18 protein-coding genes and 2 pseudogenes are annotated in these 22,127 nt (G+C 67.9%); 13 read left to right on the top strand and 7 right to left on the bottom strand.

What is annotated here, in order from left to right:
* Nucleotides 1-519: 519 nt before the first annotated feature.
* Nucleotides 520-702, bottom strand: a pseudogene (locus DN051_RS46240) (ISAzo13 family transposase); the annotation flags it as partial.
* On the opposite strand from DN051_RS46240, the gene DN051_RS47700 reads away from it, so the two are divergent.
* Entirely contained in the window at nt 628-894 is a 267-nt protein-coding gene (locus tag DN051_RS47700; protein WP_162624751.1) for a hypothetical protein, read from the top strand. The pseudogene DN051_RS46240 and the gene DN051_RS47700 sit on opposite strands and share 75 nt — an antisense overlap.
* 538 nt (nt 895-1,432) lie before the next feature.
* On the opposite strand, the gene DN051_RS44735 is transcribed toward DN051_RS47700, so the two are convergent.
* Nucleotides 1,433-1,603, bottom strand: a complete 171-nt coding sequence (locus DN051_RS44735; protein ID WP_162624750.1) for a hypothetical protein — start codon at nt 1,601-1,603, stop codon at nt 1,433-1,435.
* A gap of 125 nt (nt 1,604-1,728) precedes the next feature.
* Here DN051_RS44735 and DN051_RS00840 point away from each other — a divergent pair, with 125 nt between their 5' ends.
* Both DN051_RS00840 and DN051_RS00835 read left to right on the top strand, forming a co-directional pair.
* Entirely contained in the window at nt 1,729-5,058 is a 3,330-nt protein-coding gene (locus DN051_RS00840; RefSeq protein WP_246040788.1) for a S8 family serine peptidase, read from the top strand.
* A gap of 1,286 nt (nt 5,059-6,344) precedes the next feature.
* A complete protein-coding gene (locus tag DN051_RS00835) occupies nt 6,345-7,358 on the top strand; it encodes a hypothetical protein (RefSeq protein WP_162624749.1) in 1,014 nt (337 codons plus the stop codon).
* Nucleotides 7,359-7,906: 548 nt separating this feature from the next.
* Here the strand turns inward: DN051_RS00835 and DN051_RS00830 are convergent.
* Entirely contained in the window at nt 7,907-8,209 is a 303-nt protein-coding gene (locus DN051_RS00830) for a hypothetical protein (protein WP_112437604.1), read from the bottom strand.
* A 124-nt stretch (nt 8,210-8,333) separates the two neighbouring features.
* Between DN051_RS00830 and DN051_RS00825 the strand changes: the two genes are divergently transcribed.
* On the top strand, nt 8,334-9,086 hold the full coding sequence (locus DN051_RS00825; protein ID WP_112437603.1) for a GntR family transcriptional regulator: 753 nt from the start codon (nt 8,334-8,336) through the stop codon (nt 9,084-9,086).
* A 412-nt stretch (nt 9,087-9,498) separates the two neighbouring features.
* The gene (locus tag DN051_RS00820; protein WP_162624748.1) at nt 9,499-10,476 is read left to right on the top strand and encodes an NmrA/HSCARG family protein; all 978 of its coding nucleotides are present in this window, start codon (nt 9,499-9,501) and stop codon (nt 10,474-10,476) included.
* Between the two features lie 489 nt (nt 10,477-10,965).
* Here the strand turns inward: DN051_RS00820 and DN051_RS00815 are convergent, their stop codons facing one another.
* From DN051_RS00815 to DN051_RS47695, 3 genes and pseudogenes are all read right to left on the bottom strand, one after another.
* Complete coding sequence (locus DN051_RS00815) at nt 10,966-11,211, bottom strand: FtsX-like permease family protein (protein ID WP_112437602.1); 246 nt, start codon at nt 11,209-11,211, stop codon at nt 10,966-10,968.
* A 47-nt stretch (nt 11,212-11,258) separates the two neighbouring features.
* The gene (locus tag DN051_RS00810) at nt 11,259-12,677 is read right to left on the bottom strand and encodes an FtsX-like permease family protein (protein ID WP_112437601.1); all 1,419 of its coding nucleotides are present in this window, start codon (nt 12,675-12,677) and stop codon (nt 11,259-11,261) included.
* A 109-nt stretch (nt 12,678-12,786) separates the two neighbouring features.
* Nucleotides 12,787-13,221 (bottom strand): annotated as a pseudogene (locus DN051_RS47695) (ABC transporter permease); the annotation flags it as partial.
* A gap of 126 nt (nt 13,222-13,347) precedes the next feature.
* Here DN051_RS47695 and DN051_RS47690 point away from each other — a divergent pair.
* From DN051_RS47690 to DN051_RS47685, 7 genes are all read left to right on the top strand, one after another.
* Entirely contained in the window at nt 13,348-13,578 is a 231-nt protein-coding gene (locus DN051_RS47690; protein WP_162624747.1) for a DDE-type integrase/transposase/recombinase, read from the top strand.
* Between the two features lie 250 nt (nt 13,579-13,828).
* On the top strand, nt 13,829-14,905 hold the full coding sequence (locus DN051_RS00795) for an IS110 family RNA-guided transposase (protein ID WP_112437599.1): 1,077 nt from the start codon (nt 13,829-13,831) through the stop codon (nt 14,903-14,905).
* Nucleotides 14,906-14,969: 64 nt separating this feature from the next.
* Nucleotides 14,970-15,218 (top strand): integrase core domain-containing protein, encoded by a 249-nt coding sequence (locus DN051_RS44725; protein WP_162624746.1) that lies wholly within the window; start codon nt 14,970-14,972, stop codon nt 15,216-15,218.
* A gap of 262 nt (nt 15,219-15,480) precedes the next feature.
* Nucleotides 15,481-15,858, top strand: coding sequence for a cupin domain-containing protein (locus tag DN051_RS00785; RefSeq protein WP_246040789.1), 378 nt, complete (start codon nt 15,481-15,483; stop codon nt 15,856-15,858).
* A 35-nt stretch (nt 15,859-15,893) separates the two neighbouring features.
* Nucleotides 15,894-17,036 (top strand): IS630 family transposase, encoded by a 1,143-nt coding sequence (locus DN051_RS00780; RefSeq protein ID WP_246040790.1) that lies wholly within the window; start codon nt 15,894-15,896, stop codon nt 17,034-17,036.
* A gap of 570 nt (nt 17,037-17,606) precedes the next feature.
* Nucleotides 17,607-17,939, top strand: a complete 333-nt coding sequence (locus DN051_RS00775) for a reverse transcriptase family protein (protein ID WP_112437595.1) — start codon at nt 17,607-17,609, stop codon at nt 17,937-17,939.
* Nucleotides 17,902-18,429: a DUF5372 family protein gene (locus tag DN051_RS47685; protein ID WP_425471714.1), complete on the top strand. Its 528-nt coding sequence runs from the start codon at nt 17,902-17,904 to the stop codon at nt 18,427-18,429. The genes DN051_RS00775 and DN051_RS47685 overlap by 38 nt, the downstream gene beginning before the upstream one ends.
* Here DN051_RS47685 and DN051_RS00770 read toward each other — a convergent pair.
* Complete coding sequence (locus DN051_RS00770) at nt 18,343-19,749, bottom strand: IS1380 family transposase (RefSeq protein ID WP_112437594.1); 1,407 nt, start codon at nt 19,747-19,749, stop codon at nt 18,343-18,345. The genes DN051_RS47685 and DN051_RS00770 overlap by 87 nt on opposite strands.
* A gap of 374 nt (nt 19,750-20,123) precedes the next feature.
* Here DN051_RS00770 and DN051_RS00765 point away from each other — a divergent pair, with 374 nt between their 5' ends.
* Entirely contained in the window at nt 20,124-22,103 is a 1,980-nt protein-coding gene (locus DN051_RS00765) for a recombinase family protein (protein ID WP_199314826.1), read from the top strand.
* The last annotated feature ends 24 nt before the right edge of the window (nt 22,104-22,127 follow it).

Below are 22,127 nucleotides of genomic sequence, written 5' to 3'. Positions count from 1 at the left end.
CGGTCAAGGCTTCGTCCGTCGGCTCGGCGTTGTCCGCCGTGTCTCAGCGGCCGGCAGTTCGAAACGCCCCATGCCCTGGACTGCGGTCTTCTCCCGGCCACGTTGCTGCTCACGCCCGGCACCGTCAGGGCGGAGGGCTCGACCGTGACCACACCACCGGTCCGCGGCTCCTCCACCAGTGCGGAACCCAACGGCGACCCGGTGATGTCCGGACCAGTATTACGCGCCACATGCTGCAGGCCGATGGCATCGCGTGGCCCCGCCTGACAGGCGGTGTCAAGACCAGCCTCCCGGCGTGTGCCGGAGCCGGACCCCAACGAATCGCGGGCGGCCATCGGCACGGGTCGAGCCACAATCGCATTCCACGCGTCGGAAGGAGTAGTGACCTCGACCGCGAACTCCGCCGTGAGTTAGGCGGAATCCAGCTCCGACGCCGCGGCTTGCGCGGACCAACCCGTCGGTGGCAAGAATGTCGGCGAAGTAGCGCAGGGTGCCGGCGGCGTCCGGCCGCAGCCGCTGCTGGCGGATGCGTCCCAACGAGGTGTCTACGGGGGAAAGTTCCCGCATCCCGGCAGACACCGTGGCTTCACGGACACCAGCCGTACGGGCGACCGCTCTGATCCCGCCGTGATCGAGGGACTGGGCCTCTGCCTCGATCAACAGACTGCGCTGCCGCTCATCGAGATGTGGCAGAATCGCCACGAACTTCGCGCCCGGGACTGCCCCGTCGCATCTCCTGCCTGCTCATGCGAGACCGACGAACCACCGGTGAGAAGGCACGAGTTCAAGATCTGCACGCCCCAAGCGTGCTATCGCCAAGCCGGCCGCGACGTCGGCAATCCGGGATGGTCCGGCTTGCCCCGGGGGCATCGAGTCGATCTGGCGGAATTCTGATCCGGCGTCGAGGTGGACGCGGTGCCCATGGGTTTCGTCGAGCCAGCCTTCCCGCTCGGCTTTCATACGGTCGCGGAAGTGGCCGCGGATCCCCACGAGTCGGCTGCGACGGGCCGGTGGGGAGCGCGACCCGGACCGGGGAGAACATTGATGCGTACGCCATGTGGTGCGGCCTTGGCCGCGGCGATCTCCACGCCCATGGGGAAGGACAGCCGTGCGTCGACAGAGGTGATGTCCACGATGGCGACAAGCCGGTGCCTTGCTGTCTCTGCTGGAGCACCGGCTTGCTGTCCGAGCCGGTCACCCGCCCACTCGAATTTCTTCGTCCCTGGGCCGACGCCCGTCCGAATTTATTCGGCGGATCCCCGGAGTCGCCGAGGATGTCCGATTCGGTGATGCGGCGCGCGGGTGGGCTCCGCTGATGCGTGACGTCGTCCAGGCCGACTGACCGTCTGGGCGTGACGCTGGCTGGTACTTACGTGTGACCCGTTCCCCTGGGGGATGCGGCAGTCAGCGAGCGGACGCACCGGGGGTGCGATCAGCCCCGGTCGTCGGTTCGATCAGCACTCCGGAATTCATTCGTCGCTCGTGTTTTTTCGTCCTCCGCGGCAAGTGATGCAATTTTTTCGTCAGCTGCCGGATCGGTAAGCGTCCACGCGGCGGCGCTGGCAATCTCGCACGTCAGACCGGCTATTGACACCTTCTTCACGCTGGTGTTTCCCTGTGCGCGCCTCGACCTGTGTTCGATAACGAGCCCGGGGGCGGAGGCTGACAGACGAACGAGAGGAAATCGTGAATTTCCAGTTCCACAGAACCGCGCGTGACAGTGCGGTTGTGGCCATCAGCATGCTGCTGGTCGCCGCCACCGCGTCGACATCCGTGGCTCTTTCCGGGCCCATCGGCACGTCGGTATCGCCGACGTCGGTCCCGGCCGCTCCGGTGGACTCCGCTGCTCCGACCGGCGCCGCACAGCGTTGGATTCCGCTGCTGACCGGCGACCAGGTCGCGGTGAACGCGCAGGGAGAGATCGTCTCCACACGGCCCGCCAAGGGCCGGGAGGGCATCCCCGTCCTGCGGGAAACCCTCAACGGACACACGTATGTGGTACCGGCCGACGCTCGGCGCCTCATCCAGAGCGGGCGGCTGGACCGGCGGCTGTTCGACATCACCACCCTCAGCTCCCCCGCCTACGCGCAGCGCCAGGACCTGCGGCTCATCGTGCGGTACGACACGGCCCGCCCGGCCGCCAGGACGGCCCTGCGCGCCGGCGCCCGGACGCAGCGCCCTTTGAACAGCATCAACGCGGACGCCCTCACCGCTCCCGCCGGTGACGCGCAGCTGTGGTCCACGCTCACCACCGGGCCGGCCGGCGCCGCCAACCGCGGCACCGCGCCGGGCATCGCCTCCGTATGGCTCGACGCCGTCGTCGAGGTGAGCCTGGACAAGAGCGTGCCGCAGATCGGCGGCCCCCAGGCCTGGAAGGCGGGGCTGGACGGGACCGGATCGCGTATCGCCGTCCTCGACACCGGTATCGACGCCACCCATCCCGACCTGGCCGGGCAGGTGGTTGCCGAGCGCAACTTCACCGACTCGCCGGACACGCTCGACCGCTTGGGCCATGGCACCCATGTCGCGTCCACCGCGGCCGGCACCGGCGCGAAGTCCGGCGGCCTGTACAAGGGTGTGGCGCCGGGCGCAAGGATCCTCAACGCCAAGGTCCTGGGCGACCGGGGCTTCGGTGCCCACTCCGGCATCATCGCCGGCATGGAGTGGGCGGTGGCCGAGAAGGCCGACGTGGTCAACCTCAGCCTCGGCGGCACGGATACGCCCGGTGTCGATCCGGTGGAGGAGGCCGTCAACAACCTGTCGGCCGAGACCGGAACACTGTTCGTCATCGCCGCCGGCAACCTCGGCAGTCAGGGTGCCGGCAGCATCGGTTCGCCGGGCAGCGCGGACGCCGCCCTGACCGTCGGCGCGGTGGACAAGCAGGACCGCCTCGCCTCCTTCTCCAGCATCGGCCCGCGGGTCGGCGACGGCGCGATCAAGCCCGACCTCACGGCGCCCGGTGTGGACATCGGCGCGGCGAGGTCGAAGGACGGCGGACTGTCCGGCGCTCCCGTCGCCGACGGCTACTTCGCCCTGAGCGGCACCTCCATGGCCACCCCGCACGTCGCCGGTGCCGCCGCCATTCTCGCGCAGCAGCACCCCGACTGGAGCGGCGAGGACATCAAGCACGCGCTGACCGCTTCCGCGACGCCGAGTGCCTACACCGTCTTCCAGCAGGGGGCCGGGCGGGCCGACCTGGGCGCGGCGATCCAGCAGTCGGCGGTCACCCGGCAGACGTCGCTGCCCTTCGGCACCGCACAATGGCCGCACGCAGACGACGAGCCGATCACCAAGGACCTGACCTACCGCAACCTGGGCAGCACACCGCTCACCCTGAAGCTGACCACGGAGGTCACCGGGCCTGACGGCGTGCCCGCGCCCGACGGTATGTTCACCGTCGACGAGCAGGTCACCATCGCGCCCGGCGGCGAGAAGACGGTGAAGGTCACCGCCGACACCCGGATCGGGGACCGAACGGGACTCTTCAGCGGTCGGGTCAAGGCGACCGGCGGCGGGCAGACCGTCCGTACCCCGCTGGTCGTAGAACTCGAGGCGGAGATGTACACCCTCACGGTCAAGGCTCTCGACCGCGCCGGCAAGCCTGCCGCTCCGTCCTGGTGGGCCGCGGTGGCGGGCCTGTCCGGCACCGCCGAAGGAGACTCCTCCTACCTCCACGACGGCTCGTCCTCCATGCGGTTGCCCAAGGGCCGGTACTTCCTCAGCGCGACGCTCCCGGCGGACCCGGCGGGGTCGTTCTCCCAGGGCGTCGACTTCATCAACCAGCCCCGGCTGGACCTCACACGCGACACCACGGTGACGCTGGACGGGCGCACCACCAAGCCGTTCGACATCACCGTCCCGAACCGCTCCGCATACCCAGTGGCCGCCGACACGAGTGTCTTCAGCGGGATGACCAACGGGAAGGGCGCCGGGTTCGGCATCGGAATCACGACCGGGACCACGCCGGACATCGACCCGCACAAGGCGATACGCACCGCGCACCTGGGCCCCAAGGTGAACCTCCAGGAGCAGCACCTGCGGCAGAACCTCGGGTTCTCGTTCTCCACCGGCGCCAAGGGCCGTGACGAGTACCACCTGCTGTACCTGCACAAGAGCGACACCGTGACGACCGGGTTCACCCGCCACACCAAGCGACACGACTTCGCGAACGTCGACGTCACGATGGGGGCAACGGCCAAGAACAAATTCGGTCTCTACACCCCGGGCATATCAGAGGTAGGTGGTGGCTACGCAACCGCCCACCCCTTGCCGTACACCGGCACCGTTCACCTGCTCGGGCCGAGCAACACCTGGCGTTTCGGGTTCAGCCAGGCCAACTCCGACGTCCGCCCGGAAGCCAGCTATACCAACACGTCCGCGGACGTGTTCAAACCGGGCCGCACCTACCGCAAGACGTTCAACATGGGTGTTTTCGGCCCCGACCTGCGACCGGGTTTCGGGATCATCCGTGAAGGCGCGATGGTCAACGGAGCCCTGCCGATGTTCTCGGACAACGCCGGCAACCACAACGACAACAACAGTGTGCACAGTGAAACCTCCACGACACTCCACCGCAACGGCGAACTCGTCTACGAGAACACTGCCACGCCCGCGGCCTTCCATTTCGTACTGGACGACGAGCGAGCCGACTACCGGCTGACGGCCTCGATCGCTCGCGCGGGGGTGTCCGACGTCTCCACGAGGGTCACGGCGAGCTGGACGTTCTCCTCGGAGTACACCGCCGAACCGACCCTCATCCCGCTGTCCGTCGTCCGTTTCACGCCCGAACTGTCCCTCGACAACACCGCGCGGGCCGGAGCGAAGATGAAGGTGCCGGTGAGCGTGAAGGGTGCCGCGGAGGGACGCAATCTCAAGTCCCTGAGTGTGCGGGTCTCCTATGACCAGGGTGCCCACTGGCACAAGCTGACGGTGCGCGACGGTGCCGTCCAGGTCACCAACCCCCGCGCCGGAGGCAGTGTCTCCTTCAAGGCCGTGGCCGTCGACAAGCAGGGCAACTCCGTCGAGCAGACCATCAACGACGCCTACCTGACGCACTGACACCCGTCCCGGGCCGGTAGCTTCAGTCTGGACAAAATCTGCTGGAAAGACCCATAGGGTGCCGGCACGGTCCGAACCGTGTCGGCACCGCCTCATGACCCTAGCTGGTCGACAGAGCGTAAAGTCTGATCTGCTCCGCACCCCGGCGTGCGACTCGGCAGTATCGCTGTCGGCGCATCGCCGATGCGACCCGCGCGTTCCGGTCGGAGCGCCACCGTGCACGCTGCTTCTGCGGCTCGCCGCGCGGTCCGGGTGTGACCCGACCCAGTCACCCTTGATCAACTCCAGGGCCGCCTCGATGCCGGACGATGCCTCGACGGGAGGCCGTCCTCACGGTTCCACGCCTTGATCTTGACGAAGGGCTTCCACTGTTCGTGGAAGCCCTGGGTCGCAAGGCTTGCATGGACCTCGGGGTTGAGTATCAGCACAAGGACAGGGCTGTGGCCTGGGTCCAGTGGTCCAGCGCCTGTGAAGGGCAGACCCGAGGTCGGCGTTGCCATGGGAGCCGACGACCAGGCCGATTCCGGTCAGCAGCCCGGTGACTGCGGCGGCCAGAAAGGGATTCAGCCGGCGAAGACCGCGGTGACAGCGGAGTCCGTGGCCGACCAGACCGCTTCGGAGCCGGCTCCCTGATTCCAGGATGCTCGGGAGCAGCGAAAGAGATCTCGATGCATAAGAATTACCTGAGATCATTGATGCGTCAACTTACTTGTGGGTATCGGGGGGCGCCGAGTCGCCCCCGGCCCTTCGGTCGCGGAATAGGTATATGAGCGCAAGGGCGCTCACCTGGTGCCGCGGTTCGTGTGTGCCGGCTTTCGCGCCCGCCGGAAAGTCGGGATGCCGGCCGAAATCATCATTTCGGGCCGTCGCGCAAGCCTGGAGCCGAGGTCGACTCGCCATCGAGCGCATCGTCGGCGCGTCACTGAAGTCATGCCCGGATTGGGGTGAAGGTGAAATTTCAGGTCGACATGGAAGCCCGATTGGTTGAAGCATCAAGTATCGGCTAGAGTCGAATCACGACGTACGCGGCTTCCGTGCACCGAGGTGGGCGCGTCGCGGTCTGCTCCGATGCACTGCTCCGATGGATAACGATGGCGATGTCAAACGACCCGATGCGTCCCCGCACAGTTTCCCGGCCGCGCCGCTCACCCAAAACGTGGGTCGGAACGCAGTCACACCCCCTCACTGCTTTCCCCGGATCCGCCCGCAGATTGTGGTGGAACGCCGACCGCCATGCCAGGAAATCTGTAGCCGTCGGCTCGATGGTGCCAACTGCCCTGATCGCGGTGGCGCTGTCCACGTGCACCTCCCCGCAGGCCACCCCCTCGCCGGTATCGGCCGACGAGATGGTGCAACTCCTGGAGGGCCTGGTCCCCGAGGGGAAGCTGTCCGCGCAGCACGGGAGGGGTCAGACCCGGGGGGAGAAGCCCGGCCCGCCGCCCTCCGCGGAACTGGTCCTGGAGCGGAATGGACGTGCAGCCAAGGTGCAGGTGACCCTGAGCCGGTATCCGGTTCCGCTTCCCCCAGCGATCTCGGAATGCCCTGAAACGGCCTACCGCCCCCTCAGTCGCTGCACGCAGACGCTGTTGCCGGGTGGAGCCAGTCTCGTGCTGGATCAGTCCCCGAAGGACGAGAAGTACCCGTCCGGTGCCCGACACGCCAGTGCGTTGCTGACCCAGAAAGACGGCCGGCGGGTCATCGTGACCCAGGCTGGTGACCCGCGCGGTAAGAACCCGGCCGAGGATACGCCGCTCCCGCTCACCCCGAAGCAGCTCACCGTTGTTGCCACCTCTCAGGTATGGGACCCCCACACACGGGCGCTGCCCGAACCTGCCGCCGACATACCCACGTCCCCGCCGGTCAGCAAGATGGCCGCGCAGCAGATCAGCAGCCTCATCATGCGGCTGCTGCCCAGGGGACTCGAAGCGGAAAGATCGCGCGGATCGCAGGACTTTGGCCACGTCATCGTCGACGACGGCCACGGCAAGAGCCTCGTGGCCGCTACGGTCCAGCAATGGCCACACCACGAGTCCAGCCTGGACGAGGTGTTCAAGAAGGCTGACATCCTGCCCGACGGTACCCGCATGATCAGCCGCAAGGGCCCCGCTGCCAGGGGCGGCAAGGGCACCGTAAGGTGGGAAGTCGACACCCTCAGCAAGAACGGCGTGCGCGTCGTCGTCTCCGCGGTCAACGCACGTGCCTACCAACTCCCGGCCAACCGGGCCAACCCCGCCCTCAGTTTGGAACAGCTGCGACGCATCGCGATTGATCCCGCCTGGCAGACCGTCGACGGATCCTGACCTCAAGCGCAACGAGAAGACGGCCACGTACCTCAGCGGGAGTGTCCGACCTGGGTTCCGTACGAGGGTCCGCCCGCGGCCTACGCAGTGAGCAGCCCGTCGCGCATAGCCTCCTGGTGCCGTGGCAGGCAACGTATGCCCGTCAAGGAGCGGCGTCGTAGGAGCCCCCTCAGGCTCGAGCGAAGCCGAGAGTGGGGGAGCGTGCCCGGCGTCGCGACGGGGCGAGCGTTGCCTGCGACGAAGCGGTCCTTGCTCCTTACCTGGTGAGTCGGCACGATAGTCCTTGCCGTCCCGCAGGAGGAGAGACACGTCGGCGTCGCCCGGGGATCAGGGGAGTGCCGCTGCCGGTGGGCCGGATGGACGGTACGGCGTGGTCAGGGGGACGTGCGGGGAGTGGCCGGGGAGGTCATCGTGATGGTGGTGGTTGAGGGAGGCGCTCCGGTCGGCTCTGACCCTCCGCTACTGGGAAGAAGCCACCGGCTTCCTCGCCCCGGCACACCGATCACTGCTTTCCTGACCATCTCCTTGGCAGGGTCCTGAGTCAGCTGCTACTGGCTGTGCGCGGCGCTGGCCCCCGTCGTCGCCCTCGCCTTCTGCTTCGCCTCGCCGTCCCGCCCGGCACGCTCGACAGACTGTTCCGTCAGACCGGGCGCGGCTCGGCACGTCTGTTCGTCGCCGGGCCCGCGAGTGAGGCAGTCGAGCGCCGTGGCCTGCCCGGACAGCGTCCGGACGCTGCGCGCATGCCGGTGCCGGCCGTCGATGTCGAGACCCTCGCCGCAGCCCTCGCAGGCGGTTCCCTCATTGCCGCGCTGTGACCGGACGCCAGGTCGAACGGTGCGCGTCGCAGTCATGGCCGCATTCGTCGCACAGGAGCCCATCACCGTCGCCGCGAAGCCTGTCTGCGAGGCCTGGCAGCGCCGCTCCGGCGGCTCGACAGGCAGCGGGCCTAGGATCGCTGGCGACGTAGGGAGAGGCATGGCAAGTGAGACGAGCCCGCAGAGGCCGAAGTACCAGCGGATTGCCGACGACCTGAAGACGGCGATCGAGTCCGGCCTCTACGGCCCCGGCGATCGACTGCCGGCTGAGAGCGTGCTCGCCGTCCGGTACGACGTCGCTGAGGTCACCGCCCACCAAGCACTCAAGATGTTGAGGATCGAGGGACTGGTGGAAACGGAGAAGGCGGCTGGTCCCCGAGTCATCGAGTTCCGCCCGATCCGGCGTCACGGCATTCAGCGGCTGGCATCTGAGCAGTGGGGTGCCGGCAAATCCATCTGGTCCGCCGACGAGGATCGGCCGGTCACCATTGACGTCCGCGTCGACACGGTGGCGGTCCCCGTACACATCGCCCGGTTGCTGGACGTGGACGAGAGCGCACTGGTCTGCGCTCGCTCCCGACGTTTCCTGCTGGGCGACAGGCCCGTCATGCTCGCGACCTCCTACCTGCCCCTTGGGCTGGTTGAAGGAACGGCGATCATGCGTTACGACACCGGGGACGGCGGCACGTACGCCCGGCTCGCTGAGATCGGTCACGCACCCACGCACTTCCGAGAGGAGATCCGGTGCCGACTGCCTGTAGCCGAAGAGGCCGAAGGTCTTGCCATGCCCTCGGAGCGCCCGGTCATGAAGTTGTGCCGCACGGCCTTCGACGCGGAACTTCGAGCGGTCGAAGTGAACGAGATGACCACGGACAGCGCGGCGTACGTGCTGGAGTACGCGTTTGATGCCTGAGCATCCCGACTTGCGCACCTCAAGCCCCTTCATGACTGATCTTCGTGTGCGGGCCACGACACTCGCCAGAGCCGAAACGCAACATCACAGCGCCTTGTCGAAGCTCGTGCACACCGGTATTGACGGGTTTTCAACATGTTGCACCCACCGACTTCGTAACCCTTCACTCGCCGTAGAAGGTCGCATCCGTTGTGCACCTCGCAATTGCTCCCCGTGCCGGTGGGAGTTGAGGCTCGGGGTGTGCGGGCTGTGCCGAGGTGTCGCAAGTCGGGTGAGAGCGGGGTTGCTGGTGCGGCTTCACCACGTGAACGCTGTCCGACCGACTCGGGCCGATGGTGAACAAGCCTCCTTGCCTGTTGGGCGACGACCTGTAGACTCCAAACTAATTGTCGCATCAACTATCGGGGTTTGTGTGGAGAGCAAGAAGGTCATCGCTGTAGTCGGGGCGACGGGCAAGCAGGGCGGGGGATTGGTGGACGCAGTCCTCACTGATCCGGACAGCCCATTCGTGGTGCGAGCCCTGACGAGAGACGCGAGTTCGCGTGCTGCGAAGGAGATGGCGGCACGCGGCGTGGAAGTCGGCGAAGCCGATCTGGACAGCGAAATCAGCCTGGTTCAGGCTTTCGCGGGAGCACATGGCGTCTTCGTCGTGACAGATTTCTGGTCCCCGCTGACCCCCGAGCAGGAAGCGGTCAGGCCCCGCACGATCAGAGAGTTCGAGCAGGCGACCAATGCGGCGCGAGCGGCGAAGGCCGCCGGTGTCAGCCATGTGGTGTGGTCCACCCTGGAGGACACTCGACCCCATTTCGAGAGAACAGGTGACGCGGTTCCGCGGGTCATGGGCGGATACACGGCGCCGCACTTCGATGTGAAGGCCAGTGCGGACGCGGTCTTCGCCGAACTGCAGGTGCCCACAACCTTCTTGCGCTTGCCATTCTTCTACGAGACGGTTTTCCTCGGTATGGGCCCCGTCCGCAATGAGCGTGGCGAGCTGATCCTCTCCATTCCCATCGCTGATCGCAAGATGACGGTGATCGGAGCACAGGACATAGGCCGAACGGTGCACCGCATCTTCAAGGCTGCCGATCACTGGATCGGTGAAACGGTGTCCATCGCGGCAGAACACGTAACCGGCGCAGAACTCGCCGCGATGCTCTCGGCCGCCATCGGCGAGAAGGTCACCTACCAGCCCTTCAGTTGGCCCGAGTTCCGAGGCTTGGACGTCCCACATGCGATCGCTGTCTCCAACGGACTTCAGTTCCTCGCCGAGAGGTCGGAAGACACGGAGATCCGGGACATCGAACTGACCCACAACCTCAACCCCGAGCTGGAAAGTTACGAGGCGTGGATCGGGAGGCACGGGGCTGCCCTGCGCGCCCTCAACGCCTGATCACTGCACCTTGAGCGGGCAGCGGACCTGTCGCGGTCCAAGACTCTGCCCGTTCGGCCAGTACACGTGGGCGAGTTGAAGGCGCGGCCTGACCATCTGCCTGGCACGGGCCGGACCTCGGCGCCTCTGGGATGTCCGGCCACTCCGCTTTTGTCAGATCGGAGGCAACACCGGCGCGGCTCTGCTCGTCCACGCGTCGCCGAGCCTGCGAGTGCAAGCAGTCAAACGCCGGAGACGGCGCACAGCCGAGCTTGGCGGAGCCGCTGTCCGTCAGATCGCAGGCCGGGGCGAGACTGAATTCTCTCCCCGACCGTCCCCTTCTTGTCGGCCTGTCACGGCTCGGCAGGCCCCACCTGCCTGATCTTCTGCCTCCACCCCGCCCTTGCTATTCGGCGGTGCCCATCGCCGTGACCGGGCTGACGCGGGCCGCGCGGCGAGCGGGCAGCAGTCCGGCGAGCGCGGTGACGGCGAGCAGGCTCAGGAAGACCGTCAGCAGTTGCCGTAGGGCAGGAGCAGCGGTGCCCCGAAGTTGCCTGCGCGGATCGTAAGCCAGGCGTAGGGCACGCCGAGGGCCAGGCCGAGGGTGCCGCCCATGGCACCGTACAGGCCGGCTTCCATGCCGATCGCGAGGCGGAGTCCGCGCCGGCCGAGTCCCAGGGCGCGCAGCAGTCCGGATTCTCGGGTGCGTTCCAGCACGGTGAGTCCGGTCGTGGTGCCGACGCCGATGACGGCCATGAGCACCGTGAGCCCGAGCAGACCCAGTGACGTCGTGGCCCACAGCTTTAGGTGGCGGAGCTGTTGTCGCGCTCCTCGGCGAGGATGCTCAGGTCGGTACCACCGTTCGGGCCCGTGGTGCGCAGGATCGCCTTCTCCGCCGCGGTGCGCGCCGCCTGCCCGCCTTGGGCGGCGTTCGCCAGGACCCCGTTCCGCAGCCGTGAGGCGCCCATACGGTCCAGGTCGGCGGGCGCGACGATCACATCGGCGGTGAGCGGTGCGTCGCTGGGCAGCGTGGCGGCGACGGTCACACGGACAGTGCGCTTGCTCACCGAGGTGAGGGTGAGGCTGTCGCCCTCCGTCACGTCCAGCTCCTGGGCGACTCGGGCATTTGCGATCACCCGGCCCGGACCGAGATTGCTCAGGGTGCCGTCGGCCGGATACAGATGTCGTGAGGAGGGCAGAGCGGCCGGCTCCAGGTCGGTGGCGACGGCGTCGGTTCCGTCGATGGAGATCTCGGTCTTGCGGTAGGCGGTCGCGTGTGTCAGCTCGGGCAGGGCTTTGATCCGTTGTACGAACTCAGCGCTGAGGCCCCTGTCGTCGCCGCGCAGGTCGAAGTCCGCTGGTGCGTTGACGGCGAGGTGCCGGTCCGTGTGGCCCTGCAGGCTCGCGATGCCGACGAGGGTCCCGGAGACCAGGGCGACGCCGAGCGCCACGATGGTCGATACGGCGGCGGCGCGGCGGGGGGTGCCTCCGACGCCGCCGACGGCGAGTGTGCCCGTGGGCCCCCGCTGGCGCAGCGGCCATCCGACGGTGGCCAGCACCGGGCGGACAAGCAGCGGGCCGAGGGCGACCAGCGCGAGGAAGGCCATGGCGCCTGAGAGGACGGCGATGGTCATGCCCGCGGCCCGTGCGTAGTTCGTGTCGCCCGGTTCCGGCAGATTGCTGAAGACCACGCCGATCAGTCCGAGGGCGCCGGCGGCGAGGAACAGGCCGGTACCCAGGCGCGCGCGACCGATACCGCGTTCGCCCGCCACCGTTCCGGCGCGGCGCAGAGCCAGCAGAGGGGACACCCCGGACGCCGACAGCGCGGGAGCGAGGACTGCGCCGACCGTCACCAGCACGGCCCCGAGCACCACCGCCAGGGCCGCCGGAACGGGAACTCCCGGTATCGAGAGACTCTGTCCGGTGGTGTTCGCGATCGCCGGGACGGCATGTCCGGCGCCGAGTGCCAGTAGCACCCCGGCCGTCCCGGCTACCAGGCCCACCAGCGCTCCCTCGACGGCGAGGGCCCGCACGAGCTGGCCGCGGTGCGCGCCGATGGTGCGCAGAAGTGCCAGTTGGCGCAGCCGCTGCGCGAAGACGATCCGGAACGTGGACGTCGCCACGAGGGCTGCGGCGACCACGGCGGCGGCCAGGAATGCCGCGATGAGCTCGAAGAGGGCCTCGTACTGCGACGCCGCCGCCCGGGCTTCCTCGGCCCGCACGGTGTCGCCGGGGACGAAGGCGGCGACCTCCGGAAGGGCGGGTGAGCACCGGACGCAGCCGTTGGGACAGAGCCGCCGCGGAGACTCCGGCTTCCGCGCGGATGTCGACCCGCGGATACCCCTTGGTGCGGTTCAGCTCGTTGAGGATCGCGGCGGGGGCGTAACCGATGGCCACCCGGTCGGAGTTGGCCTTCACCACCCCTGTGACGATCACAGGGGCCGTTCTTGTCTCCTGTGAGTCCTCTTCGCGTGGGAAGAGCAGGCCGATCCGGTCGCCGGGCTCGATGGCCAGGCGCTGCGAAGCCTGCTGGTTCACGGCCATCTTGCCGGGGCCGTCCGGATAGCTGCCCGCCACGACCTGTACCCGCGACAGCCGCCCGGAACCCGGGTCTCCTTGAAGCTGCAGATGACGCTGTGTGCCGGCGAGTGAGGCTTCCACCCCTTCCAGGGTACGGGGGGCCGCCTCCGCCACACCCGGCACCGCTCGGATGGCAGCGAGGTCCGTGTCGGTGATGGGATTGGTGTTCAGGTCCGAGGAGACCATCGTGAGCGCGGCATCCGCGGCGTCACCCGGCGCAAGAGACGTTCGCTGACCCGGCCGGATACGAAGGCGAAACCGGCCCCGGACCTGATCGGCCGCGACTTCCACGCCGATCGGCCCGGGACCAGATTGGTCGGTGACATCACTTACCTGCCCATCGCAGAAGGCTGGCTCTACCTCGCCTGCTGGCTGGACCTGGCCAGCCGCGAGGTCGTCGGCTACGCCATGGCCGACCACCACCGCGCCGAGCTCGTCGTCGACGCACTCGACATGGCCCACGGCCGGGGCGGACTGGAGCCCGGCTGCATAATCCACAGCGATAGTGAGTATGTGAAGTACCGGGTGTCCCGGGCCTCTTGACCCGCACAGCGATGGACGCGCCAGGATGACGGTGCCGGGATGCTCTCGCGGCCTCCTGACCCGCACTCCGACCGACGGCGCTGTCCTTCCTCGGACTTGTCGGTGGCCCGGGAGCATCCCGGCGAGGCGCTCGCCTCGCCGACGGGAGTGACTTAAGGAGAGCCTGGCCAAGGTCCCATCACTGTCTTGTCCGCCGCCTCGGTGAACGCGCGCCGACCCACCGCGCTCTTTCATCCGCGAGGAGGCCGACATGGCCAGCATCCCACCCGTCTCCCGCACCGTCATCGGCGGCGTGGACACCCACAAGGACCTGCACGTCGCCGCCGTGATCGACACCGACGACCACGTGCTGGGCACGGAAGCGTTCTCCACCACCCGCGCCGGTTACCGCGCGATGCTCCGATGGATGCGGACCTTCGGCGACGTGCGCCGCATCGGTATCGAGGGCACTGGCTCCTACGGCGCCGGACTCCTGCGTCACCTGCAGCTGGCCGGCATCGAGATCCTCGAGGTCAACCGCCCAGATCGCTCCGACCGTCGTCGGCGAGGCAAGGACGACACCCTCGACGCCGAGAACGCCGCCCATGCCGCCCTGGCCGGCCACCGCACCATCACGCCCAAGACCCGCGACGGCATGGTCGAGTCCCTGCGCGTTCTGCGGGTCGCCCGCTCGACCGCGGTCAAGGCCCGCCGCGTCGCGCTGCAGATGCTCCGCTGCCAGATCATCTCCGCACCCGAAGAACTGCGTGACCAGGTACGCAACCTGACCCGGATGCAGCTGATCCGCACCTGTGCGGCCTGGCGGCCGGACGAGACCGCCTTCCGTGACCCCACCTCCGCCACCCGCATCGCGATCAAGTCGCTGGCCCGCCGCTACCTCGAGCTCAACGACGAGGTCGCCGACCTCGACTCGATGATCGAGCCCCTGGTCCACGAGCTGGCCCCGACGCTGCTGGAGCGGACCGGCTTCGGCATCGAGAACACCGCCCAACTGCTGGTTACCTGCGGCGACAACCCCGAACGCGTCACGGACGAGGCCCGTTTCGCGAAACTCTGCGGCGTCGCCCCACTGCCTGCCTCGTCCGGAAAGGTGCAACGGCACCGGCTCAACCGCGGTGGTGACCGCCAGGCCAACTCCGCCATCCACATGGCTGTCGTCTGCCGCCTGCACTACGACGAGAACACAAAGAAGTACGTCGAACGCCGCACCAACGAGGGCAAGTCCAAGATGGAGATCATCCGCTGCCTCAAACGGTACGTCGCCCGGGAGGCGTACTACGCGATCAAGCAGGACAGCACCCCCAACAGGACCGTCCAGAGAGGTTGACATACAGGAGAGCGTCCGAGGCAGCGAATACACGTCTGCCCAGTTCCGGCACCGGATACGGGAGTTGGGGCTGCGGCAGAGCTGCGGACGCACCGGATCATGCTTCGACAACGCTGCCGCGGAGAGTTTCTGGGCCCTGCTCAAGGAGGAGATCGGCGCCCGTACCTGGTCCGACCGGGCCACCGTCCGGGCCGAGGTCTTCTCCTTCATCGAGACCTTCTACAACCGCCGCCGCCTTCGCAAACACAAGGTCTTCGGCTACCTCAGGCCGTCCGAAACCCGGCTGCGGCATCAGCACACCCTCGCGGCATAACAATCACGTGTCCGGGATCACGGGGAAACTTCACTTACGAGGTGCCTTGCTTCGTGGGACTGGTGTGGGCGTAGGAACTCCTATCATCCAAGGTCTCAGCAGGCATCTCTTCTCTTTCCGTCACCCACAGACCGAGCATCACGCGGCGGATCCAGGCTCATCTGTTGCCGCCGTTCGTCAAATGTGCGCAAGTCCGCCTCAACTGGACCAATCGAGCGCTGGCCCCTATATTGGCGAAATGCTTGAACTAGGAAACAGTGGAGTGAAGATAAGCGAACTCGCGTGCGTGAAGGCGCCCTTCATTCCTGAAGGCTCCGATGTCGTGACCGAGTTCCTGGAACTGCCGCCTGGTGATCAGGGGGCGGGTCCGCATCGTCACTCGGGCCCGGTATTCGGGTACGTCATCGAAGGGAAGATCCTCTTCGAGATTGAAGGAGAGGCTCCTTACTCGATCGAGGCGGGTCAGGCGTTCTGGGAGCCAGGCGGTGAGGTCGTGCACTATCGTGTCGCGAACCTGTTGTCGGACGCCTCGAGCAAGTTCGTTGTCGTAATGCTGTGTGCGCCTGACGTACCCAAGATCACTATGCTGACAGACGAAGAGATCGCCGAACGCGCCCACCTGCGGTTTTCGGCCGACTGATACAGGACCTGAATCGCGTTCATACCTAGTGTCTCGTGATCCTGTTCATGGAACCTGAGGCTTCTGTGATCGTTGAGTCTGGTGTGCATCTCACCTCTGAACAGATGGCGGAACTGCGGGAGTTGGCCGGGTCGCGGGATGTTCCGGCCGATGTGGCGCTTCGCGCAAGGATCGTGCTGTGGTCCGGCGAAGGACGCCGACGCAAGGACATTGCCGAGCTCGCCGGTGTGGCGCCGCTGACGGTGGACCGCTGCAAGACCCGTTATGCCGAGCGGGGCCTTGCCGGTCTGGAGGAGAAGCGCCGCGGCGGGCCGCGTACCCAGGTGCCGCCGCAGGTGCGGGCCCGGTTGATCGCTTTGACGAGGATGTCGCCGCCGGCGGAATCCGGTCTGTCGCACTGGTCGACGCGGACGCTGGCCGACCATCTGAAGCGGCGGGAGGGCATCTCGGTGTCGTGGCATTACGTCGCCCGCGTCTGGCGTGAGGAGAATCTGAAGCCGCACCGCTCGGGCACCTTCAAGATCTCGAAAGACCCGGCGTTCGCGGAGAAGGTCGCCGATGTCGTCGGTCTGTACCTGGCCCCGCCCGGTGGCGCCGTGGTGCTGTCGGTCGACGAGAAGACGCAGGTGCAGGCCCTGGACCGGACCCAGCCGGTGCTGCCGGTGACTTTCGCGGCCACCGAGAAGCGCACTCACGACTATGTGCGGCACGGCACCACGAACCTGTTCGCCGCGCTGAACGTCGCGACCGGTGAAGTGCTGGGCGAGTGCAGGCCGAACCGGAGCGGCGCGACCTTCCTGGCGTTCCTGAAGAAGGCCGTCAAGCCGCATGCGGAGAAGGAAATCCATGTCGTCCTGGACAACCTCTCCACGCACACCACCCCGGACGTGAAGGCGTGGCTGGCGAAGAACCCGCACGTCCACTTTCATTTCACCCCCGTCGGCTCCTCGTGGTTGAACCAGATCGAGATCTGGTTCGGGATCATCACCCGGCAGTCCATCCGCCGCGGCACGTTCGCAAGCGTCAATGTCCTGGTCAAACAGATCCGCGACTACGTCAACTCCTGGAACGAGAACGCGAAACCCTTCACCTGGACCGCCACCACCGACGAGATCCTCGCCAAGGTCCGACTCGTCCAGACCAGCGTGAAGAAACTCGTCAATAACAACGCGAAGTAACGCAATCAGGATCACGAGACACTAGCCTCGATCTTGCGTGAGGGTCCACCGACGGAGTCGGTGGACCCTCACGCTTGTGCGCCCAGCATGGGCGATTGCTTGGGGGTGGAAGTCCCCTGGGGGAAGAGGTGGTGCTAACCCCGAGCCGGAGGCAAGGGCGTCATCGTGAGGTGGGGTCTGGAGGAAGCCCGAGGCGAGACCTGGGTACCGAGGAACACGAACCGTGTATGAGGCGTGCTGGTCGGGTGAGCCTGCAAGCGAAGGTGATGCCCGTCTCCACCAAGAAGGCCAGTGCGTAAACGCGGCGGGGATCCAGGGACAGTGATCGTTCTTACCTGGGGAGATCTGTCCGGGTGTCGGTTGTGCTGAGGTGTCGCCGCGCCGACGGTCCGTGCCGGGAGGTGCGGGCTGACCGGGCAGAAGCCAGCAGAGGTCGTAGTACCAGCCGGGATGAGTACGGCGGCTGGGAAGGGCCGAACATCGAGTGGAACGGATGATGTGGTGACTGCTCGTGCCGGTCACGGTGATCGCAGCAATACCGCTTCGGCGGTGCCGTCCGGAGAGGGACCGGTGCATTCCGGAAGTGCCCCGGCGGAGCGTAGTGGCCGGTCGGCGCGTCTCACGGAGGACGTTCACCGCGAACAGGCGTCCTCGCTGTGGGAGCTGTTGCTCTCGAAGGAGAACCTGCTCGCGGCGCTCGACCGCGTCGAGGCGAACCGGGGTGTTCCCGGGGTGGACGGCATGACCACGGCTGAGTTGTGGCCGTGGATCGCGGTGCACTGGCCCGAGGTGAGGGCCGAACTCGACGCGGGCACTTACCGGCCGGCGCCGGTCCGTCAGGTGATCATCCCGAAGCCTGGCGGCGGTGAGCGGATGCTGGGGGTGCCGACGGTCCTCGCATAGGGCCGCATCGTCCAGGCAGTCGTTGGGTTCGCTGGTGGTCACCCACCCGTTCCATCCGTTGTCCGGCTGCGAGTTGGAGATTCTGTACGTCAAGCGCCGGAGCGATGCGCTGGTCTTCGTCTGCGCGAGCGGTGCGGGCCGGAGCGTGACGCTGCCGCAGGCGTGGACCGACCGAGGGGTTGCGGCCGAGGAGCACCCGCTCGCGGTCGAGGGCCCGTGTGCTGCCCGTGCCCTGGTGAATGCCCTAGCCTCCGTGTTTCGGTTCGGGTCGGCTGAGCTGGGTGAACGCCCGTGCCGGAGGTCGTGGGGCTGCTGTTGGATGGTGGGCATGCCGCAGGCCCGGCGCGATGGCCGGGTGCTCCTGGGTCCTCGGGTCGTGGGTGGTCAGTGGCGGTCTTGTCTGTCACGTGGCCGGTCGGGGCAGTGCGACGAGGCGGCTGAACGCGGCGGTCAGCTCGTGGCGCCAGGGCCAGGTAGTGGCGATCCGTAGCCGTAGGCGACGGGCTCCGCGCGTGATCCGGGCTGCGGCGTGCAGGAGCCGGTAGCGGAGCTTCTTGGGCTCGGCGGTGGCCAACTCGCCGTCCAGTAGCAGGGTTCGCGTCCAGGCCAGCAGGTCGACCGCGGTCAGGGACAGCTCCAGCCAGACCTGGTTGATCGCGAAGTGGCGGGAGGGGAAGCGACCGAAGCCGGTGGTCTTGCCGCAGCGGATGTGGTCCTCGACCCGGGCGTGGGCACGGTGGCGGACCTCCAGGTGCTGGATCGAGCCGCTGCCTGCGACGGGCGAGTCGGTGAGGAAGACCTGGTGGCGCATGCCTTCGTCCTGGTCGAAGAGGGACAGCTGGGCGCCGGGGTGGGGACGCTCGCGGCGGACGATGATGCGGGTGCCGTCCGGGTATCCGGTGAGGTCGACCAGGCCGGTCAGCTCGGCGACCTCGGCACTGGCGCGCAAGGCACCGTCTTGTTCCAGCGCGGGGTGCCAGACGTGCTCGGGCAGGGCCCGGATCGCGCGACGGACTGGCTCGGTGACGGGATACCCGACGGAGAAGAAGGTGTGGATCCCGCGTTCCCGCAGGGCCCGGATGTGAGCGAGGAAGGCTTTGGCGCTGCCCGCGCTGTCGGCGCGGATGAGGACTGGGGTGCCGTGGCGGTGAGCGTCGGGGATCTGCGCGAGGGCCTGGTCGAGGAGGGCGACGTGGTCGGCTGCGGTGTTCGCTCCGGCGTTGCCCGGTCGCAGGAGACCTGCCAGGCCCTCGCCGGTGTTGTCCAGGAAGCAGAGCAGTGGGTGGTAGCCGAAGCCGCGTTTGTAGGTGGCGGCGGCCTGTTCCTTCTCGGAGTGGCAGGTGACCAGGGTGGCGTCGATGTCCAGGACCAGGCCGGGCAGTTCACGGCCTCCGGCCTGCGAGGCGGGTATGGCGTGTCCAGTCTCGTCTGCTTGCAGCCAGGCGACCTCGCGGGCCCTGGCCCGAGCTGCCCGCAGGGCGTTCAGAGTCGCGGTGTCGATGCCTGCCAGTACCCGCCAGGCGGTCGGAGTGGAGGCGACGGGGCCGAACACGTCGCGCTGGTCGCGCAGCACGGCCAGGTCGGCGATCGCCTCGCCGCCGTCGGCGAGCATCACCGCGAGGTCCACCGCGACGCGGCCGGGGTCGTGCCCGGTGCCACGAGGCCGCAGTCGGCACAGAGCGTCGGAGAAAGCGCTGGTCAGTGCGGTGGCGTCGGCCAGATCCGCGAGTAGACGCGAGCCGGCATGGCTGACCACCCCGTGCCCGTCGGCGCTGACGACGAGCTTGGGGCGTGACCGGGTAGTGTGCACGCAGAAAGTGCCTTCCCGCTGGAACGATCGAGACCCTAGACAAGCCTCATCGTTGCAGCTCAGAAGGCACTTTCGCTTTTCCGATCATGATCCGGACGCAACCCCAGATGAAACGCGCAGGCTAGTGAGCCGTGGTGCCGACCAGGACGGGGGCGGATCCTGATGGCATGTGAGATGTGTCGCGCGAGTGCCCTGGCGTGGGCGGGAGCGAGGAGCCGTGCCGCGGACCGGGGTGTTTGGCGAGACGGTGATGGTGCTGGCCAACATGGTCGAGTCCGTGCTGGGAGGCGGCCGTGAACGGGCAGTCGAAGATCACCTCGTCGCATCGGTCCCGGCAGGCGGTGGTCTAACTGCGGCAGTCGACGTATGTGCAGGTGAGGGACAACACCGAGTCCACGGCGAGGCAGTACGCGCCGGCCGACGAGGCGGTGCGGCTGGGCTGGGACCGCGAGGACGTCGTGGTGATCGACGCCGACCTGGGGGTGTCGGGGAAGTTCGGGGCCGAGCGCGAGGGCTTCCGCCAACTGGTGGCGAAGGTCTGCCTGGGCGAGGTCGGGGCGGTCTTCGGGCTGGAGGTGTCCCGCCTGGCCCGGTCCTCGGCGGACTTCGCCCGGCTGCTGGAGCTGGCCCGGCTGACGGACGCGCTGCTGGTGGACGGCGACGGGGTCTACGACCTGTCGGACATCAACGACCGGCTGCTGCTGGGGCTCAAGGGCAGCATGAGCGAGGCCGAACTGCATATCCTGGCCGGTCGGTTACAGGGTGCGAAGCGGGCCGCCGCCGAGCGGGGCGAGCTGCACTTCCCGCTGCCGGTCGGCTACGTCTACGACGACGAGGGCGCATGCGTGATCGATCCGGACGTGGAGGCGCAGACCGCGATCCGGGACGTGTTCGCCGCGTTCGCAGCCGGCGGGTCGGCCTACGCCGTAGTGGCCGCCTTCGTCGGCCGGCGTTTCCCGCTGCGGGCCTATGGAGGCGTGTGGGCAAGCCAGTTGCGCTGGGGGAAGCTCACCCATGCCAGGGTGCTGGGGGTGCTGGGCAACCCGTGTTACGCGGGCACCTACGTCTACGGCCGGTACACGACCCGGCGCACGGTGGAGCCGGACGGCACCGTGCGCACCGGGGTGCGGCTGCTTGCGAGGGATCAGTGGCCGGTGGTGCTGCACGATCACCACGAGGGCGACATCACCTGGCAGACCCTCCTGGACATCGAGGCGAAGCTGAAGGCCAACTGCACCCATGACGGCGCCCGTCCGGCCCGCGAGGGCCTGGCCCTATGTCAGGGGATCATCGGCTGCGGCTCGTGCGGGCGCCCGATGGCCACCCGCTACCACCGCAGCGGGCAGGCGGCCTACGAGTGCTCCGGGTCAAAGGCCGACCACCAGGGCACACCGACCTGCCGGTCGATCAGGGCGGATGTTGTCGATGACGCGGTTGCCACACGCTTGCTGGCCCAGCTCACCCCGGGCCGGATCACGGTCGCCCTCGCGGCGGCGGACGAGGTCACCGCCCGGCATACCCGCTCACAGCGGGCGGCCGAGCTGGCAGTGGAACGCGCCCGCTACGAGGCGGATCGCGCCGAGCGGGCGTTCACAGCGGTCGATCCCGGCAACCGGCTCGTCGCCCAGACACTGGAGAGCCGGTGGGAGGCCCGGCTCACCGCCCTGGCCGAGGCCGAAGCCGCCCTCGCAGAAGCACACGAGAGCCGTCCACCGCTGCCCGATCGGGCTGACCTGCTGGCCCTCGCTGGCGACCTTCCCCGCCTCTGGCACGCATCCGGGACCCGGGACAAGGACAGGAAACGCCTGCTCAGGACACTGGTGGCGGACGTGACGCTGATGCCGGAGGCCGACCGGTGGCGGGCCCGGGTGGGCTTGCGCTGGCACACCGGCGCGAGCGAGGTGATCGGCCTGGAGCGGCCCAAGCCGGCGCCGGAGGCCCGGCGGACCCCGTCGGCCGCCTTGGAGCTGATCAGCCGGCGTGGCCCCCGGCTGCGGGACGCCGAGCTTGTCGACGAGCTCGCCGCGGAGGGCATCACGACCGCGTCGGGCTGGCCGTTCGATGCGGCGGCGGTCCGCTGGGTCCGCCACGTCCACAAGATCCCCTCCCCGTTCACGGTCCCGTTCCGGGACGGCGAGATCTCGGTCAAGGAGGTGGCCCGCCGCCTGGGGATCGCGGCCGACGCGGTCTACTACTGGATCAACCACGGCCAGCTGGCCGCCTGCAAGACTCCCAGCGGACGCTGGTGTGTCCTCTGGGACGACGAGACCGAGGCCGCCTGCCGACGGCGCATCGCCGAATCCGGGCACCACACCCCGAAAACCCGAACCATCACAGCAGGAGGGGCAGTATGAAGCCGCCGTGCCGCGGGGTTCGGA

Origin of the sequence: Streptomyces cadmiisoli (genome assembly GCF_003261055.1) — a bacterium.
GTDB classification, from domain to species: Bacteria; Actinomycetota; Actinomycetes; order Streptomycetales; family Streptomycetaceae; genus Streptomyces; species Streptomyces cadmiisoli.
Note: the sequence above shows the minus strand (reverse complement) of the source record. Positions and strands in the feature narration are given on the sequence as shown.